This is a genomic window from Rhodococcus oryzae, from assembly GCF_005049235.1.
In the GTDB taxonomy this organism is placed as follows: Bacteria; Actinomycetota; Actinomycetes; order Mycobacteriales; family Mycobacteriaceae; genus Rhodococcus_G; species Rhodococcus_G oryzae.
On sequence record NZ_SUMD01000001.1, the window covers coordinates 706,140 to 723,533 of the forward strand.

General features: G+C 69.2%; 17 protein-coding genes. 8 read left to right on the forward strand and 9 right to left on the reverse strand.

Annotated features, from left to right (window positions below):
* Positions 1-19: 19 nt before the first annotated feature.
* The 4 genes from guaA to guaB form a co-directional block, all read right to left on the reverse strand.
* The gene (gene guaA / locus FCG67_RS03205) at positions 20-1,606 is read right to left on the reverse strand and encodes a glutamine-hydrolyzing GMP synthase (protein ID WP_136906997.1); all 1,587 of its coding nucleotides are present in this window, start codon (positions 1,604-1,606) and stop codon (positions 20-22) included.
* A 119-nt stretch (positions 1,607-1,725) separates the two neighbouring features.
* The gene (locus FCG67_RS03210) at positions 1,726-3,519 is read right to left on the reverse strand and encodes a GMC family oxidoreductase N-terminal domain-containing protein (protein ID WP_136906999.1); all 1,794 of its coding nucleotides are present in this window, start codon (positions 3,517-3,519) and stop codon (positions 1,726-1,728) included.
* Between the two features lie 130 nt (positions 3,520-3,649).
* Positions 3,650-4,789, reverse strand: a complete 1,140-nt coding sequence (locus FCG67_RS03215; protein WP_136907001.1) for a GuaB3 family IMP dehydrogenase-related protein — start codon at positions 4,787-4,789, stop codon at positions 3,650-3,652.
* 65 nt (positions 4,790-4,854) lie between these two features.
* Positions 4,855-6,378 carry an IMP dehydrogenase gene (guaB, locus tag FCG67_RS03220; RefSeq protein WP_136907003.1) on the reverse strand — a complete coding sequence of 508 codons (1,524 nt, stop codon included), beginning with the start codon at positions 6,376-6,378 and terminating at the stop codon, positions 4,855-4,857.
* Positions 6,379-6,583: 205 nt separating this feature from the next.
* Here guaB and FCG67_RS03225 point away from each other — a divergent pair, with 205 nt between their 5' ends.
* Positions 6,584-6,988: a DUF5319 domain-containing protein gene (locus FCG67_RS03225; protein WP_027501780.1), complete on the forward strand. Its 405-nt coding sequence runs from the start codon at positions 6,584-6,586 to the stop codon at positions 6,986-6,988.
* A gap of 72 nt (positions 6,989-7,060) precedes the next feature.
* Here the strand turns inward: FCG67_RS03225 and FCG67_RS03230 are convergent, their stop codons facing one another.
* From FCG67_RS03230 to FCG67_RS03240, 3 genes are all read right to left on the reverse strand, one after another.
* On the reverse strand, positions 7,061-8,077 hold the full coding sequence (locus FCG67_RS03230; RefSeq protein ID WP_136907005.1) for an anti-sigma-D factor RsdA: 1,017 nt from the start codon (positions 8,075-8,077) through the stop codon (positions 7,061-7,063).
* The gene (locus FCG67_RS03235) at positions 8,070-8,648 is read right to left on the reverse strand and encodes a sigma-70 family RNA polymerase sigma factor (RefSeq protein WP_097210408.1); all 579 of its coding nucleotides are present in this window, start codon (positions 8,646-8,648) and stop codon (positions 8,070-8,072) included. Before FCG67_RS03235 ends, FCG67_RS03230 begins: the two co-directional genes overlap by 8 nt.
* Positions 8,649-8,736: 88 nt before the next feature.
* Positions 8,737-9,531 (reverse strand): Cdc6/Cdc18 family protein, encoded by a 795-nt coding sequence (locus FCG67_RS03240; RefSeq protein WP_246044764.1) that lies wholly within the window; start codon positions 9,529-9,531, stop codon positions 8,737-8,739.
* A gap of 484 nt (positions 9,532-10,015) precedes the next feature.
* Between FCG67_RS03240 and FCG67_RS03245 the strand changes: the two genes are divergently transcribed.
* The 4 genes from FCG67_RS03245 (at position 10,016) to FCG67_RS03260 (ending at position 12,523) form a co-directional block, all read left to right on the forward strand.
* Positions 10,016-10,309 (forward strand): WhiB family transcriptional regulator, encoded by a 294-nt coding sequence (locus FCG67_RS03245; RefSeq protein WP_027501783.1) that lies wholly within the window; start codon positions 10,016-10,018, stop codon positions 10,307-10,309.
* Between the two features lie 126 nt (positions 10,310-10,435).
* Positions 10,436-11,086 (forward strand): fasciclin domain-containing protein, encoded by a 651-nt coding sequence (locus FCG67_RS03250; protein WP_136907007.1) that lies wholly within the window; start codon positions 10,436-10,438, stop codon positions 11,084-11,086.
* 46 nt (positions 11,087-11,132) lie between these two features.
* Complete coding sequence (gene sigK / locus FCG67_RS03255; protein ID WP_425467786.1) at positions 11,133-11,783, forward strand: ECF RNA polymerase sigma factor SigK; 651 nt, start codon at positions 11,133-11,135, stop codon at positions 11,781-11,783.
* On the forward strand, positions 11,783-12,523 hold the full coding sequence (locus tag FCG67_RS03260; RefSeq protein ID WP_136907009.1) for an anti-sigma factor: 741 nt from the start codon (positions 11,783-11,785) through the stop codon (positions 12,521-12,523). Before sigK ends, FCG67_RS03260 begins: the two co-directional genes overlap by 1 nt.
* A gap of 74 nt (positions 12,524-12,597) precedes the next feature.
* Here FCG67_RS03260 and groL read toward each other — a convergent pair whose 3' ends face one another.
* Together groL and groES are read right to left on the reverse strand one after the other, a co-directional pair.
* The gene (groL, locus tag FCG67_RS03265; RefSeq protein WP_136907011.1) at positions 12,598-14,214 is read right to left on the reverse strand and encodes a chaperonin GroEL; all 1,617 of its coding nucleotides are present in this window, start codon (positions 14,212-14,214) and stop codon (positions 12,598-12,600) included.
* Positions 14,215-14,303: 89 nt separating this feature from the next.
* Complete coding sequence (groES, locus tag FCG67_RS03270; protein ID WP_027501788.1) at positions 14,304-14,603, reverse strand: co-chaperone GroES; 300 nt, start codon at positions 14,601-14,603, stop codon at positions 14,304-14,306.
* 230 nt (positions 14,604-14,833) lie between these two features.
* On the opposite strand from groES, the gene FCG67_RS03275 reads away from it, so the two are divergent.
* From FCG67_RS03275 to FCG67_RS03285, 3 genes are all read left to right on the forward strand, one after another.
* Positions 14,834-15,082 carry a DoxX family protein gene (locus FCG67_RS03275; RefSeq protein ID WP_169310430.1) on the forward strand — a complete coding sequence of 83 codons (249 nt, stop codon included), beginning with the start codon at positions 14,834-14,836 and terminating at the stop codon, positions 15,080-15,082.
* Positions 15,083-15,168: 86 nt separating this feature from the next.
* Entirely contained in the window at positions 15,169-16,899 is a 1,731-nt protein-coding gene (locus FCG67_RS03280; RefSeq protein WP_136907015.1) for a TIGR03767 family metallophosphoesterase, read from the forward strand.
* A 43-nt stretch (positions 16,900-16,942) separates the two neighbouring features.
* Entirely contained in the window at positions 16,943-17,386 is a 444-nt protein-coding gene (locus tag FCG67_RS03285) for an RrF2 family transcriptional regulator (RefSeq protein WP_097210401.1), read from the forward strand.
* Positions 17,387-17,394: the final 8 nt, after the last annotated feature.

The following is a 17,394-nucleotide window of genomic DNA, read 5'->3' on the forward strand; positions in this document are numbered from 1 at the left end:
CTCAGGGCGGCGGAGCCGCCTACTCCCACTCGATGGTGCCCGGCGGCTTGCTGGTCACGTCCAGCACCACCCGGTTCACCTCGGCCACCTCGTTGGTGATGCGGGTGGAGATCCGCTCGAGCACGTCGTACGGCAAGCGCGTCCAGTCCGCGGTCATGGCGTCCTCGCTGGAGACCGGGCGCAGCACGATCGGGTGACCGTAGGTGCGGCCGTCGCCCTGCACACCGACACTGCGCACGTCGGCAAGCAGCACCACCGGGCACTGCCAGATCTGCCCGTCCAGGCCGGCGGCCGTCAGCTCTTCGCGCGCAATGGAATCCGCCTGGCGCAGCGTCTCCAACCGATCCTGGTCGACCGAGCCGACGATGCGGATCGCGAGGCCGGGGCCGGGGAACGGCTGCCGGGCGACGATCTCCTCCGGCAGGCCGAGCGCGCGGCCGACCGCACGGACCTCGTCCTTGAACAGCAGCCGCAGCGGCTCGACCAGCTTGAACTGCAGGTCCTCCGGCAGGCCGCCGACGTTGTGGTGACTCTTGATGTTCGCGGTGCCGGTGCCGCCGCCGGACTCGACGACGTCCGGGTACAGGGTGCCCTGGACCAGGAAGTCGACGGTCTCACCGTGCGCGGCGCTCTCGCCGAGCACCTCGGAGACCGCGCCCTCGAAGCTGCGGATGAACTCGCGGCCGATGATCTTGCGCTTGGTCTCCGGATCGGAGACGCCCTCGAGCTCACCGAGGAAGGTGTCGACCGCATCGACGGTGATCAGCTTCGCGCCGGTCGCGGCGACGAAGTCCTGTTGGACCTGCTCGCGCTCGCCCGCCCGCAGCAGGCCGTGGTCGACGAACACACAGGTGAGCTTGTCGCCGATCGCGCGCTGGACGAGCGCCGCCGCCACCGCGGAGTCGACGCCGCCGGACAATCCGCAGATCGCCTGTCCGTCGCCGACCTGCTCGCGGACCTGCTCGATCAGCGACTCGGCGATGTTCGCGGCGGTCCAGCTGGACGGGATGCCCGCGATCTCGTGCAGGAAGCGGCTCAGCACCTGCTGGCCGTGCGGGGAATGCAGCACCTCGGGGTGGTACTGGACGCCCGCGAGGCGCCGGGCGCGGTCCTCGAACGCGGCGACGGGCGCGCCCGCACTGGTGGCGGTCACCTCGAAGCCCTTGGGCGCATCGGTGACCGCGTCGCCGTGGCTCATCCACACCGGCTGGGTGGTGGGCAGGCCCTCGTGCAGCACGCCGCCGTCCACGCTGAGCTGGGTGCGTCCGTACTCGCGGGTTCCGGTGTGGGTGACGGTGCCGCCGAGCGCACCCGCCATCGCCTGGAATCCGTAACAGATTCCGAACACCGGGATGTCGTGGTCGAAGAGTCGGGCGTCCAGCTGCGGGGCGCCTTCCTCGTACACGCTCGACGGTCCGCCGGAGAGGATCACCGCGAGCGGCTTGCGCTCGACGATCTCTTCGATGGTCGCCGTGTGCGGGACCACCTCCGAGTAGACGTTGGCCTCCCGCACCCGGCGAGCGATCAGCTGCGCGTACTGCGCCCCGAAATCGACGACGAGAACGGGCTGCTGCTGAGCTGGGCCGGAGTGCTGGGTATCTGCCACGTGGCCAGTCTAATCGGCCCAGCTCCCCCGCCCCGCGCGCCCCATGACCGGCTCGGCCTGCCCGAACGCCGGAAGCCCCCGACCACACGGGTCGGGGGCTTCCTGGGGTCGAACGGCGGTCAGGCCGCGCCGGTTCCGGTCTTCTCCTGCGCGGCACCGCCGCTGATGTTCTGAGCGGCACCGCCGCTGCCATCATGAGCGGCACCGCCGCTGCGGATCTCCACGATCGGCAGAACAAGAGCCGCGGGGGCGCTCGCGGGCACCACCGGGCTGTTGGGCGCGATCGGGTTGATCCGCCGGTAGCCCTCGCCCTGCGCCGGACGCAGATCCTGCTCGCCCTTGTTCGGCCACAGCGACGCCGCGCGCTCGGCCTGCGCGCTGATCGTCAGCGACGGGTTCACGCCCAGGTTCGCCGACACCGATGCCCCGTCGACCACGCTCAGGGTCGGGTAGCCGTACACGCGGTGGTACGGGTCGATGACCCCGTGCTCGCGGTCCGACCCGATCGCGCAGCCACCGAGGAAGTGCGCGGTCAGCGGGATGTTGAAGATCTCGCCCCAGGTGCCACCCGCGATGCCGTCGATCTTCTCGGCGATCCGCCGAGTGGCGTCGTTGCCCGCCGGGATCCACGTCGGGTTCGGCTCGCCGTGGCCCTGCCTGCTCGTGACCTTGCGACCGAAGACACCGCGCTTGGTGTAGGTGGTGATCGAGTTGTCCAGGTTCTGCATGACCAGGGCGATGATGGTGCGCTCGCTCCAGTTCTTCACCGTGAGCATGCGCAGCATCTGCATCGGGTTCTTCGCGACGACGCCGAGGAACTTCACCCAGCGGGGGGTGGTGCCGCCGCCGTCGGTCATCAACGTCTGCAGCAGACCCATCGCGTTCGAGCCCTTGCCGTAGCGCACCGGCTCGATGTGGGTGTCCGCGGTCGGGTGGAACGAGGAGGTGATGGCGACGCCCTTGGTCAGGTCCATCGCCGGGTCCACCGTCAGCTTGCCCGCGCCGACGATCGATTCGGAGTTGGTGCGGGTGAGTTCGCCGAGCTTGTCGGACAGCCGCGGCAGCGAGCCGCTGTCCTTCATCTCGTGCATCAGGTGCTGGGTGCCCCAGGTGCCGGCTGCGAGCACGACATTCTGCGCGGTGTAGGTCTTGTGGTTCTTGCGGATCTTGGCGCCGGTGCGCCGGGTCACCACGTCCCAGCTGCCGTCGGAGGCCTCGTGCAGCCCGGTCACCGTGGTCATCGGGATGATCGTGGCCCCGGCCTTCTCGGCGAGGCCGAGGTAGTTCTTCACCAGGGTGTTCTTCGCGCCGTGCCGGCAGCCGGTCATGCACTCGCCGCACTCGATACATCCGGTGCGGTCCGGGCCCGCGCCGCCGAAGTAGGGGTCGGGCACGGTCTTGCCCGGCTCGCCGAAGAAGACGCCGACCGGGGTCTGGATGAAGGTGTCGCCGACGCCCATGTCCTCGGCCACCGACTTGATGACCTCGTCCGCGGGGGTCATGTGCGGGTTCTGCACGACGCCGAGCATCTTGCGGGCCTGGTCGTAGTACGGGCTGAGCTCGTCGTGCCAGTCGGTGATGTCACGCCACTGCGGGTCCTCGAAGAAGGAGGCAGGCGGCTTGTAGAGGGTGTTGGCGTAGTTCAGCGATCCACCACCGACGCCCGCGCCCGCGAGGATCAGCACGTCGCGCAGCAGGTGCACGCGCTGGATGCCGTAGCAGCCGAGCGCGGGCGCCCAGAGGAACCGCTTGAGGTCCCAGCTGGTCTTCGCGAAGTCCGCGTCGGCGTACCGACGGCCGGCCTCGAGAATGCCGACCCGGTACCCCTTCTCCACCAACCGCAGCGCCGTCACGCTGCCTCCGAAGCCGGATCCGACGATCAGGACATCGAAGTCCGTTGCACGCTTGCCCATCTGGACACCTCCACCATGAACCTGGATTAGTTACTCGTCAGTATGCACCGGATCCCTGTGACCGATGCCACAAGGGTTACCTAACTGTAACGACAGGTATCAGGAACAGGCGGAATACCGACGAGCGACGTCAGGCGCGCACCGTCAGGCCGACCTTCTGGAACTCCTTGAGGTCCGAGTAGCCGGACTTCGCCATCGAGCGACGCAGTCCACCGACCAGGTTCAGCGAACCGTACGGATCGGCCGACGGTCCGGTCAGGACCGTGTCGAGCGACGGGCGGTCACCGAAGGCGACCGGCAGCAGTGCGCCACGCGGCACCGACGGATGCGCGGCAGCCGACGGCCAGTACCAGCCGCCGCCGGGGGCCTCCGCCGCGACCGCGAGGGGCGCGCCGAGGACCGCTGCGTCCGCGCCGCAGGCGATGGCCTTGGCCAGGTCGCCCGAGGTGGTGATGTCGCCGTCCGCGATGACGTGCACGTAGCGCCCGCCGGTCTCGTCGAGGTAGTCGCGACGCGCGGCCGCGGCGTCCGCGATCGCGGTGGCCATGTGCACCCCGATGCCCAGCACCTCGCCGGTGGTGGTGGCGCCCTCGGTGGAGCCGTAACCGACGATGACACCCGCGGCACCGGTGCGCATCAGGTGCAGCGCCGTGCGGTGATCGCTCACGCCGCCCGCGATCACCGGGACGTCGAGCTCGGAGATGAACGTCTTGAGGTTCAGCGGCTCGCTCTCGCCGTGCGCGACATGCTCGGCGGAGATGATCGTGCCGTGGATCACCAGCAGGTCGATCCCGGCCTTCACCAGCTCCGGGGTCAGTGCGCGCGCGTTCTGCGGGCTGACCCGGACCGCGGTGGTGACACCCGATTCACGCACCTGCGCGACGGCCGCCGCGAGCAGGTGCGGCTGGATCGGCGCCGCGTGCAGCTCCTGGAGCCGGGCGATCGGCGCGTCCGGGTCCTCGTCCGTCTCGGCGAGGTGCACCAACTCGGCGAGCTTCGCGTCGACGTCGGCGTGCCGACCCCACAGGCCCTCGCCGTTGATCACGCCGAGCCCGCCCCGCTTGCCGAGCTCGATCGCGAACGAGGGCGAGACCAGGGCGTCGGTCGGGTGCGCGAGCACCGGGATGTCGAAGCGGTACGCATCGAGCTGCCAGGCCGTCGACACCTCCTTGGAGGACCGGGTCCGGCGGGAGGGGACGATGTCGATGTCGTCCAGCTCATAGGTGCGACGGGCTGTCCGGCCCATGCCGATTTCAACGAGGTCGCGCACGCGCGCCCCTTTCTTCGTTGTGGCTGATGCTTGCCTGGATCTTCGCTGGAAACTATCCCGCGCGGCTACCGCGCGGCGTAGTTCGGCGCTTCTACCGTCATGGTGATGTCGTGCGGGTGGCTCTCCTTGAGGCCCGCGGCGGTGATCTGCACGAACTGCGCCTCCTGCAGTTCCTCGATGGTGCCGGAACCGGTGTAACCCATGGCGGCACGAAGACCGCCGGTGAGCTGGTGGATCACCTGCGTCAGCGGGCCGCGGAACGGGACCCGACCCTCGATACCCTCGGGGACGAGCTTGTCCTCGGCGAGCACGTCGTCCTGGAAGTAGCGGTCCTTGGAGTAGGACTTGCCCTGTCCGCGACTCTGCATCGCACCCAGCGAGCCCATGCCGCGGTAGCTCTTGAACTGCTTGCCACCGACCAGGATCAGCTCGCCAGGGGACTCGGCGGTGCCCGCGAGGAGCGAGCCGAGCATCGCGGCGGACGCACCGGCCGCCAGCGCCTTGGCCACGTCGCCGGAGAACTGCAGCCCGCCGTCGGCGATGACCGGGACGCCGAGCGCCTTGCACGCCGCGGTGGCCTCGAGGATCGCGGTGATCTGCGGGGCACCGACACCGGCGATGACGCGGGTGGTGCAGATCGAGCCCGGACCCACACCGACCTTGACCGCGTCCGCGCCCGCCTCGACCAGTGCCAGAGCGCCTGCCCGGGTCGCGACGTTGCCACCGATGAGCTGGACGCGGTCGCCGATCTCCGCCTTGAGCTTCGCGATCATCTGCAAGATGTTGACCTGATGGCCGTGCGCGCTGTCGACGACAAGCACGTCGGCCCCGGCGTCGGTCAGCGCCATCGCGCGCGCCCAGGCATCGTCGCCGACCCCGACAGCGGCGCCGACCAACAGGCGGCCGTCCCGATCCTTGGTGGCGTTCGGGTGCTGCTCGGTCTTGACGAAGTCCTTGACAGTGATCAGTCCGGTGAGCTTGCCCTGGCCGTCGACGATCGGCAGCTTCTCGAGCTTGTGCCTGCGCAGCAGCCCGAGCGCGGCCTCGGCGGTGACGCCCTCGCGCGCGGTGATCAGCGGGGCCTTGGTCATCACTTCGGCCACCGTGCGGTTCTGGTCGACCTCGAAGCGCATGTCGCGGTTGGTGATGATGCCGACCAGCTGACCGGCGTCGTCGGTGACCGGTAGTCCGGAGATCCGGAACCGCGCACACGTTGCGTCGACCTCGGCGAGCGTGTCCGACGGCTTGCAGGTGACCGGATCGGTCACCATGCCGGCCTCGGACCGCTTGACCGTCTCGACCTGCGCAGCCTGCGTCTCGACCGAGGAGTTGCGGTGCAGCACGCCCATCCCGCCCGCACGCGCCATCGCAATGGCCATCCGAGACTCGGTTACGGTGTCCATCGCCGAGCTCACCAGCGGAACGTTGAGCCGGATCTCGCGGGTCAGCTGGCTCGAGGTGTCCACCTGGTTGGGAACGACGTCCGAAGCCGCCGGCAGCAGCAGCACGTCGTCGAAGGTGAGACCCAGCATCGCTACCTTGTCGGCGCGGTCTCCACCGGTTCGCACGTGTCCTGCGGAATTACTCATGCGGCTTCCGGACCTTTCCTGGAACTGTGTTGCGCCGCCGCGGTGGGCGTCGAATCCCGCGGCGCTGACGAGTCGTGAATGCTCGGGCGAGAGTGAACTATTCCCTCAGCCCGCCCACCATGGTATCGGCTGTATGCGTGGGCGAGCGAACGCGGTGAGATGTGACAGCTGGCGCAGACCCGCATGCGCTGCGTACCGTGGACCTGTGCGTGATCAATTGCCCCCCGGTCTGCCGCCGGATCCGTTCGCCGGCGACCCCTCCGATCCGTCGGCCGCGTTGGACGCGATCGAGCCGGGTCAGCCCCTCGACCCCCATGAGCGACTGGCCGTGGAAGAGGACCTCGCGGACCTCGCGGTCTACGAGGCCCTGCTCGGCCATCGCGGCATCCGCGGGCTCGTCGTGTGCTGCGACGACTGCCAGCAGGATCACTACCACGACTGGGACATGCTGCGCGCCAACCTGCTGCAGCTGCTCGTGGACGGCACCGTGCGCCCGCACGAGCCCGCCTACGACCCGGTCCCCGAGGCCTACGTCACATGGGACTACTGCCGCGGCTACGCGGACGCCTCCATGAACGAGGCGCTGCACGGCGACGGCTTCGACGCCTGAGCCACACCCGACACGACGAAAACGGCCCGACAAGGATTCACCTTGTCGGGCCGTTTCGCGTCTGGGCTCGGATCAGCTGGGCGCCACGTTCGACGTCAGGTCCCGCGGCGTCGGCGTGTCCTGGGTCGGCGGCTCGACCCTGGTGGTGGTCGGCGCGGGCGGGACCGTCGTCGGCACCACCGGCGGGCTGGTGACAACCGGCGGGACCGTCGTGACGACCGGCGGGATCGTGATCGGCGGCACCTGGGTCGGCGGCACCCCCGGGTCGACAGGCAGGACGGTCGGCAGGCTCGGAAGGGTCGGCCCGGTGGTGGGCAGCACCGGCGCGGTGACCGTGTCGCCGGGCAGCGTCACACCCGGCACGGCGGGCAAGCCGGGGGTCGTCCCGGCCGCCGAGGGCAGCGTGGTCGTCGTCAGAGGGGTCTTGGCGGCATCGGCCACCAGCCGCTCCCGCCAGGCCGTCAGCTCGTCGTGCTTGGCCGACTCGTTCACGTCGTCGACCCGCTTGCGTGCGGACTCCAGCACCACCAGCGCCGCCTGCGGGTCGCCTGCGCGGATGAGGCGCTCGGCCTCCTCCAGGTTGGTGGTCGTGTCGATACCCGCGACGGTCGAGTTGGCGCGCTCGGTGAACACGACCTCCTTGACCTTCCACAGCGGATCGCCCGGTACGGCGTTGTAGGAGAAGACCGTCAGGCCGGCCATCACGACGGCGACGGCAGCGGCAGCGCCCGCGATGGGCCGGAGCAACCGCAGATTCGAGCGGCGGGGCGAGCCGATCGTGGCGAGTTCCCGGTCAACGGCGGCGGCCACCTGGTCGAGATCGGGCTCGGCCGGCATGGCGGGGGCGAGGATCTCGGCGCGCCATGCGGTCAGCAGGGTCGCGAGCTCGAACTCCTCGGGGCTGTTCGTCGCGATCGGGCCGTCACCGGCGATCGCGTCGATGAGGGCGTCGTCTCGCGCGATGGCGGCGAAATCGACGGCGGTCGCATCGGTGTCACCGAGGGACGACGCGTCCGGGGTGAGATCGGCACCGGACGTGTCCCGCTGCGTTCCCTCGCGGTCCCCACCACGCTTGCTGCCCCTAGCCATACATCTCACCCGCTTTCGCAACTTCGTTCTTCAACTTCGCGAGCGCCCTGTGCTGGGCGACCCGTACTGCTCCGGCCGTGCTGCCCACGGCAGCTGCCGTCTCCTCCGCCGACAGGCCGACAACCAAACGCAGGACCAGGATCTCCCGATGCTTCTCGGGGAGGGTTCCCAGTAGCGCGCTCATCTGCCGGGTGGTCTCCGAGTCAAGAGCGAGCTTCTCGGGTCCCTCGTCGGTGGAGATGACATCTGGTACCTCGGCCATCGACTCGGCTTTGTTACGCCCGGCGTTCCGATGGGCATCTGCCACCTTGTGCGCGGCGATGCCATACACGAATGCCATGAATGGGCGGCCCTGATCCTGATACCGCGGCAATGCGGTCATCACTGCCAGGCATACCTCCTGCGCCACGTCGTCCGCGGACAGTTGTCCCCTTTCCGCGGCTCCGACCCGTGATCGGCAGTAACGCACAACCAAGGGTCGAACACTCTCGAGCACTCGAGACAAGGCAACTCGATCGCCCTGCGCTGCCGCAGCGACGGCTGAGTCCAACTCCTCGCTCGTATTAGTCATCGTCAGAGTGATTCCTGGCGTTACAGTGGCGCCCGCTCCAGAGCGCTCCCACCTGGCGGTGGAACGTTTGAAGGATAGCGACAGACACTCACAGATCCCTGAATCGGCCACCGCGGTCGGAGATTTGCCGTCGACATTCATCCCGGATCGCCGCCGCGTCCGCACCGGGACGGACTCCATTGACAAGCATCGCCGCCGCCCAGCGCAGTGGCAACAACTCGTGCTCGGCGCACCGGTCCAACACCTGTTCGCCCAGATCAAGCGCCGCGGCAGGATCCGGGCCTGCGCTGTGAGCGGCCGCCAGCAGGAGGTCCGACTTCACCTGGTGCCGAACCGAGTCGACGTCCCTGGCGAGCTCGACGGCCGTGCTCGCGTGCCGACGCGCCGTGGCGGGATCCCCCGACGCCAACGCGATCTCGGCGCTCACCCAGTTCAGACGGATGCTCTGCCGCCACAGCCCTTGGTCGTTCCCGACCAGCGGCGCGCACCGCTCAAGGAGGGCGGAACCGAGTGCGAGCCGACCGCAGCCGAGCGCGTCCGCGGCCAGCCCGGTCAGTGCGTCGCATCGAGCGGCGATCAGCGCCGCCTCCTCCTCACCCGCCGGTCCGCCGAGTGCCGCGAGCGCTCGCCCGTCGAAGCCCGCCGCCAGCCGATGCCATCCGAGTTGCCTGAGCAACGAGGCCTCCGTGCTCAGCGCGAGCGAGGCGACGCCCTGGCCCGGGCGCCCACGCGCAATGCGCACGAGTTCGGTCCGCGCCGCGGCGTAGCGCCCCTGCCCACCGAGCGCCACCGCCCTGAGCCAGCGCTGCTCGTTGTCGTCGGCGGCAGGCAACGGGGCCAACCCGGGCTCGTCGCCGAATGCGGCGCTGATCAGTGTCCCCACCAGGCCAAGAGTAGAGCCGGCCCGCGCGCCCCCGCGCCGCACCCACCCGCGCCCGAATACCCATTCACGTCACGTTTGTCGAGAGTTACGGGCGCGCCGACGTATTTCAAGGTTGAATCAAAGATTGAATCAGGCAACTGATTCAGAGTCCGGTTTGTGGCAATTGCGTTAACCAAGAATCTCAACGCCGGTCCGCACGATGACAGGGCGCGCACCACGCCCTCCGACCGCATAGGACCAGCAAAAGCACTCGTCAGCACCCATTACAGGACACCGAGGCCGAGCCGGGGGGCCGTCGCAGCGACAGCCGATCACGGCTACATGTCCTTGTCTATGAACGGAACGTTAAATTCTCGTGCGAACACTATGGAAATCCCCACTTGAAGAACTATTGACTCGTTTTCCGCAATACCTCTAACGTTGCCGAGACGAATTGATTTCAGACCTGGAGGCTCTTCAGGTGTATGGATGGACAGGAGATGGCATGCCTCAGCCGAATCACCTCCCCGGACCGAACGCCGATATCTGGGACTGGCAGATGCACGGCCTGTGCCGCGGAGTCGACTCCGCGATGTTCTTCCATCCGGACGGTGAGCGGGGCCGGGCACGCACCCAGCGTGAGACCCGCGCCAAGGAAATGTGCCGTCAGTGCCCCGTGCTCGCGCAGTGCCGCAGCCACGCCCTCAGCGTCAGCGAGCCGTACGGGATCTGGGGCGGCATGTCCGAGACCGAACGTGAGATGCACGCCCGCAGGGGCCGCCACCGCATCGCGGTGTAGACGACGTCGTACCTCGGCGCGGCCCCGGCTTCCGGGGCCGCGCCGAGATGCGTGACCCATCCCTCGCACCACCCGCTCCGAATGCCTTCCCGACAGCACTCGCACAACACTCGGGAAGGCAGTCCCATGAGCATCAGCACCACCCGCATCCGTACCCTCGCCGTCGCGGCCACCGCGTCGATCGCCCTGATCGGCGTCTCGGCGTGTTCCTCCGACAGCGACGACTCCTCCCCCGCCTCCCCCGCGACCAGTGACGCCATGTCGCCTGAGATGACGGCCGATCCCGCCGCGAACCTGGTCGGGCCCGGCTGCGCGGAGTACGCGGCGGCGGTGCCGCAGGGTGGCGGCTCGATCTCGGGCATGGCCCAGGATCCGGTGGCCGTCGCCGCCTCGAACAACCCCCTCCTCACCACCCTGGTGGCCGCGGTCTCGGGGCAACTCAACCCCGATGTCAACCTCGTCGACACCCTCAACGGAGGGCAGTTCACCGTGTTCGCACCCGTCAACGACGCGTTCGCCAAATTGGATCCGGCCACCATCGACACGCTGAAGACCGACGACGCGCTGCTGACGAAGGTCCTCACCTACCACGTGGTACCGGGCCGGATCGCGCCGGACGAGATCGCAGGCCAGCACCCGACGGTCGAGGGCGCCGCGGTGACCGTGACCGGATCGGGAGATGCCCTCAAGGTCAACGACGCGAACGTCATCTGCGGCGGCGTCAGCACCGCGAATGCCACCGTCTACCTCATCGATTCCGTGTTGATGCCGCAGTAACGTGATTCGCAGTAACGTGATTGTCGATGAAGGGAATCGGAGAGTCGTGACGGACCCGGGGTCCACGGATTCCGGCGCCACGACCGATCACGGCATCGGCGAGGCGGCCTGCCCGGCGGACACCGGGCAGGCCCTCGCCGTGCGCGCGGCCGAGGCGGCCGAGCTGGCCGCCCTGCTGACCCGCGCCGCCGATGGTGATTCGGGGTCGTTCGCCGAGCTGTACGACCGGACCTGCGCCCGCGTCTACGGAATGGTGCTGCGGGTGCTGCGCGATCCGGGCTTCGCCGAGGAGACCACCCAGGAGGTCTACCTCCAGCTCTGGCGCACCGCCGACGACTTCGACGCGACACGGGGATCCGCGGTGTCCTGGCTGATGACCCTCGCGCACCGCAGGGCCGTCGACCGGGTCCGGTCGGAACAGTCGCACTCGAACCGCGAGGTGGTCTACGAATCACGCAACCGCGGCAGCGAATTCGACGAGGTCGCCGAGGAGGTCTCCGGGCGCCTGGACCGGCAGGCCGTCATCGACTGCCTCGACACCCTCACCTCGGTGCAGCGCGAGTCGGTCTCGCTCGCCTACTACGGCGGACGCACCTACCGCGAGGTCGCCGCGCACCTCGGGGTCGCGCTGCCGACCGTCAAGACCCGTATCCGGGACGGGCTGGTTCGGCTCAGAGGATGCCTGGGGGTGGCGTGATGGACGACGACCAGATCGACCTGGCCCACGCCTACGCCCTCGACGCCCTCGACTCGGGCCAACTCCGTGCGGTCGAGCAACTGCTCGCCACCTCCGACGAGAGCCTGCGGACCGAATTCGAGACGGTGGTGCGCCAGTGCCGGGAGACGTTGGCGGCGACCGCCGCCGCGAACGCGACCGCTCCGCCCGCACAGATCCGCGAACGCCTGCTGACACAGATCGCGCAGGAGCCCCGCACCGGCCCGGGCCCGGCTGCGGCGCCGGTCTCGCTCGCCGACCGGCGGCGCACCGCCACCCGCTGGCGCCTGGTGGGCGCCGCGGCGGCGGCCGTCGCGCTGCTCGCGGGCGGCGTGGTCATCGGACAGCAGCTGCGCGAACCGACTCCAGAGCAGCCGATGGCGGCCCAGGTGATGAGCGCCCCGGACGTCCAGACGTCCTCGACGGCGGTGCCCGGCGGCGGCTCGGCTACCGCCGTCTACTCCCGGTCGACCGATGCCGCGGTGCTGATGATGAACGACGTCACCCCGCCCGCACCGGAGTCGGTCTATCAGATGTGGCTCATGGCGGGCACCGGTGCCCCGGTCTCGGCGGGCACGATGTCGCCGGATCAGGTGTCGCCTTCGACCGTGGCCGTGCTCGACGATCTCGACGGCGCCTCGCTGCTGGCCTTCACTGTGGAACCCGCGGGCGGCTCGGAGCAGCCGACCACCGACGTGTTCGCCTCGCTGCCACTGGGATAGCAGAAAGCGACAGGCCCCGGACGGAGATCCGTCCGGGGCCTGTCGCTGCTGTCACCCGGGGGTGACGGTGGGTGCTAGTGGCTGTGCCCGTGGCCGTGATCCGCCTCGGCGGCCTCGGCCGGCTTCTCCACCACGGCGCTCTCGGTGGTGAGCACCATGCGGGCGACCGACGCCGCGTTGACGACCGCGGAACGGGTCACCTTCACGGGGTCGACCACACCGTCGGCGAGCAGGTCGCCGTAGGTGAGGGTCGCGGCGTTGAAGCCGTGTCCCTTGGGCGCGTCGGAGACCTTGTTGACCACGACGGAGCCGTCGACGCCCGCATTGGTGGCAATCCAGAACAGCGGGGCCGACAGCGCCGCGCGCACGACCTCGACGCCGGTCGCCTCATCGCCGGAGAGCGATGCGGCCAACGCGCCGAGCGTCTGGCCCGCCTGCACCAGCGCGGAGCCGCCGCCGGGCACGATGCCCTCCTCGACCGCGGCCTTGGCCGCGTTGACCGCGTCCTCGACGCGGAACTTGCGCTCCTTGAGCTCGGTCTCCGTTGCGGCGCCGACCTTGATCACCGCAACGCCACCGGACAGCTTGGCGAGGCGCTCCTCGAGCTTCTCGCGGTCCCAGTCGGAGTCGCTGTTCTCGATCTCGCGACGCAGCTGACCGACACGGGCCTCGATGTCCGCCTCGGTGCCTGCGCCGTCGACGATGGTCGTCTCGTCCTTGGTGACGACGACCCGACGGGCGCTGCCGAGCAGCTCCAGTCCGGCCTCCTTGAGGGTCAGGCCCACGTCGGTGTTGATGACCGTGCCCGCGGTGACGACCGCGAGGTCGTCGAGGAACGCCTTGCGCCGGTCACCGAAGAACGGTGCCTTCACAGCGACGGCCTTGATCGTCTTGCGGATGGAGTTCACCACCAGGGTGGAGAGCACCTCGCCCTCGACGTCCTCGGCGATGATCAGCAGCGGCTTGCCCGACTCGGCGACCTTCTCGAGCAGCGGCAGGAAGTCGGGCAGCGAGCTGATCTTCTCGCGGAAGAGCAGGATCAGCGCATCCTCGAAGATCGCCTGCTGCGCATCGATATCGGTGACGAAGTAGGGCGAGAGGTAGCCCTTGTCGAACTGCACGCCCTCGGTGACGACGAGCTCGGTCTGCAGCGTGGAGGACTCCTCGACGGTGACGACGCCGTCCACGCCGACCCGCGTCATGGCCTCGCCGACCAGCTCACCGATTTCCTCGTCGCGCGAGGAGACGGTGGCCACCTGAGCGATCGCGGACTTGCCCTCGACGGGGGTCGCGGCGGCGATGAGTGCCTCAGACACCGCGTCCGCGGCCAGGCCGATGCCCACGCCGAGCGAGATCGGGTTGGCGCCGGCCGCGACGTTCTTCATGCCGCCACGAATGAGCGCCTGCGCGAGCACGGTCGCGGTGGTGGTGCCGTCGCCCGCGACGTCGTTGGTCTTGGTGGCGACGCTCTTGACGAGCTGTGCGCCGAGGTTCTCGAACGGGTTCTCGAGATCGATCTCACGGGCGATGCTGACGCCGTCGTTGGTGACCGTGGGGCCGCCGAACGCCTTGGCGAGCACCACGTGCCGACCGCGGGGGCCGAGGGTGACCTTGACCGCGTCCGCCAGCGTGTCGACGCCGCGCTCGAGGGACCGGCGCGCGGTCTCGTTGAACTGGATTTCCTTGGGCATATTGCTCAGCTACTCCTGGATTGGGAGGGTCCGCAACGCGATCCGCCCCGGGCCCGATGGACGGGACGCCGGGGCGGATCGCAAGTGGCTTACTTGGAGATGACAGCCAGCACGTCACGTGCCGAGAGGATCAGGTACTCCTGGCCGGCGTACTTGATCTCGGTTCCGCCGTACTTGCTGTAGATGACGGTGTCGCCTTCCTTGACGTCGACCGGGATGCGGTTGCCCTTGTCGGTCACGCGACCTTCGCCGACGGCGACGACGGTGCCCTCCTGGGGCTTCTCCTTGGCCGTGTCGGGGATGACCAGGCCTGAGGCAGTCGTCGTCTCGGCCTCGTTGGCCTGGACGAGGATCTTGTCCTCGAGCGGCTTGATGTTCACGCTCGCCACGATGAGCCCTCCACTTTCAGGGGTTTATGCGTCCAGGGCTGTTCCCAGGACGTGATGGTGTGTTCGTACGCTTGCGGCATCTCACTCGAGCCCCGTCGTCGCGGGTGCCGAGGCTCGGTCAGCGCCAACTAGCACTCTATACATGCGAGTGCCAGCGCTCAAGGTCGGCGGGTACTTAGGTGCTCGATGCGAGAATTGCGTGGAACGGGGGGTCAGGACCGGAGCTCACCGTGTTCGTCGCCACCGTCATCGTGTCCGTTCTGCTCGCCGCACTCCTCGGGTTCGCGGCCATCCGGAAGCTGAGCCACCGGGATCCGGTTGTTCGCGAGTACGCCGAACTCGGCGTGCCCGAGAACCGCCTGAACTTGCTGGCCGGCCTCCTCCTCGCCGGCGCTCACGACGCGAAGCACCTCCCCGTCCCGCTCGCGTACGCGGCGCTCGCCGTCGCCGTGCTCGTTCTGCGCCTCGCGTCGAGTTGATCGACCGGCCGCGCAGCCGCGGCCGACGTCCGCTTCGACGGTGGCGTGAATCCAAGGTGTACGGCAGGTGACCTAGAGTCGTCGCCGTGGCAAACATCAGCAGGCGTGCATTCATCGGACTGGCCGGACTCGGAGCCGCGGGAACCCTCGGGGCCGGCGCTTTCGGAAGGGCGCCGTGGGGTACCTGGTACGCCGCGGCCGACCCGCTGCCCGCCTCCTTCGCCGGCACCACCCTCGAGGCCGTCGCGACCCCGGTCGGCGGATCCGGCTACCGGACGCTCACCGCGGGCCCCGGGTGGCCGATGATCGTGCGGGGCGAGCTCGCCGAGGCACGGTCGGGCCGCGAGGAGCGCAGGACGGCCCTCGCATCCGTGGTGCAGCTGACCGACCTGCACATCCTCGACGCCCAGTCCCCCATGCGATTCGAGTACGTGCATCCGCTCAACGGGTCGGCGTTCCGACCGCACGAGACGCTCACCACGCAGGGCCTGGTCTCGCTCGTGTCCCGGATCAACTCCCTGCCAGGCGGCCCGCACACCCGCCGCGCGTTCGACGCCGTGGTGACCACCGGCGACAACACGGACAACAAGGAGCACGCGGAGCTCGGCTGGCTGCTGACCGCGCTCAACGGCGGCACCTTCATCCCGAACACCGGCGCCGCGGATCGCTACGAGGGCGTACAGAACTCCGGGGCGGACCTGTACTGGAACCCCGAGTCACCGATCCGCGACATCTACAAGAAGGCCGGCTTCCCGGAGATGCCGGGACTGCTCGGCGCCGCGGCCCTCACCCCCGTCACGAGCCCGGGCCTGCGCACCCCCTGGTACAGCGTGTTCGGCAACCACGACGACTCGATCCAGGGCACCATCCCCAGCGGAATCGGACCGCTCGAGGCCATGTACACCGGCTCGATCAAGATCGAGGCGCCCGATTCCGAGCAGGCCCGCGCGATCGGCAGCGCCGCGAGCTCGGACCCGGCTGCGCTGCCGAGCATCCTCGCCGCGGTCACCACCCCGCCGCGCATCGTCACGCCCGACGGCAACCGGGCACCGTTCACCCCGCGGCAGTACATCGCCGCCCACCTCGACCCGAGGAACGCGGGCCCCGGGCCCGTCGGGCACGGCTTCGCCCCCGACGCGGGCGAGACCGGCATCGGCTTCTACTCGTTCGAGATCGCGCCGGGCGTGGTCGGGATCAGCATGGACTCCACCAACCGCGCCGGGTTCGTCGACGGCTCCCTCGGCGAGGCCCAGTTCCGCTGGATCGAACAGACCCTGCAGGCGGGCAGCAGCCGCTTCTTCGACGCGGGTGGCCGCCCGGTGACGCAGTCGCGGCAGGACACCTACTTCCTGCTGTTCAGTCACCACACCAGCGGCACGATGGACAACCTGATCCCCGACCCCGAGAACCCCGGCGAGCGCCGCCACTCCGGCGCCGAGCTGCTGGACCTGCTGCACCGCTTCCCGAACGTGCTCGCCTGGGTGAACGGGCACACCCACGAGAACAAGATCACGCCGCACCCGGGTGCCACTGCCGCACAGGGCTTCTGGGAGATCAACACGGCCTCGCACATCGACTTCCCGCAGCACGCGCGGCTGATCGAGGTTGTCGACAACACCGACGGCACGCTCTCGCTGCTGACCACGCTGGTCGAGTCGGACAGCCCGTACGAGGTCCGGCACGGGGACTTCAGCCAGGAGGGCCTGGCCTCGCTGTACCGCGAGTTGTCCTTCAACGACATCCACGCCGACCCGAAGCTGCTGGGCGGATCCGTCGATCACAACACCGAACTGGTGCTGGTCTCGCCGCGGGCATGACGGTTATGTTGCATCTCAGATGCAAGTATCATACGGTCGGAACGTGCAGCTGACGCGTTTCACCGACCTTGGGCTGCGCGTGGTGATGCGCCTGGCCGCCTCCCCCGGAGGCGGTGGCCTGACGACAAGTCAGGTGGCGGATCAGATGTCGATTCCGTACACGCACACGGCCAAGGTCGTTGTCCGGCTACGCGAACTCGGCATGGTCGAAGCCCGCCGCGGTCGGGGCGGCGGGCTCACGATCACCGAGGCGGGTCGGCACACCTCGGTGGGCACGCTCGCCCGCGCCCTCGAGGGCGACGAGGAGGTCGTGAACTGCGAGGGCGACCATCCGTGCCCGCTGCGCAGCGGCTGCCGTCTCCGCAGCGCACTGCGCCGCGCCCAGATCGCCTTCTACGACTCGCTCGACGGGGTCACGATCGATGACCTGCTCCGGGCGCCGACCGGGCTGACCCTGCTGGAGTTGTCCGCCCCCGTCAGGGCCTGACGCCCGCG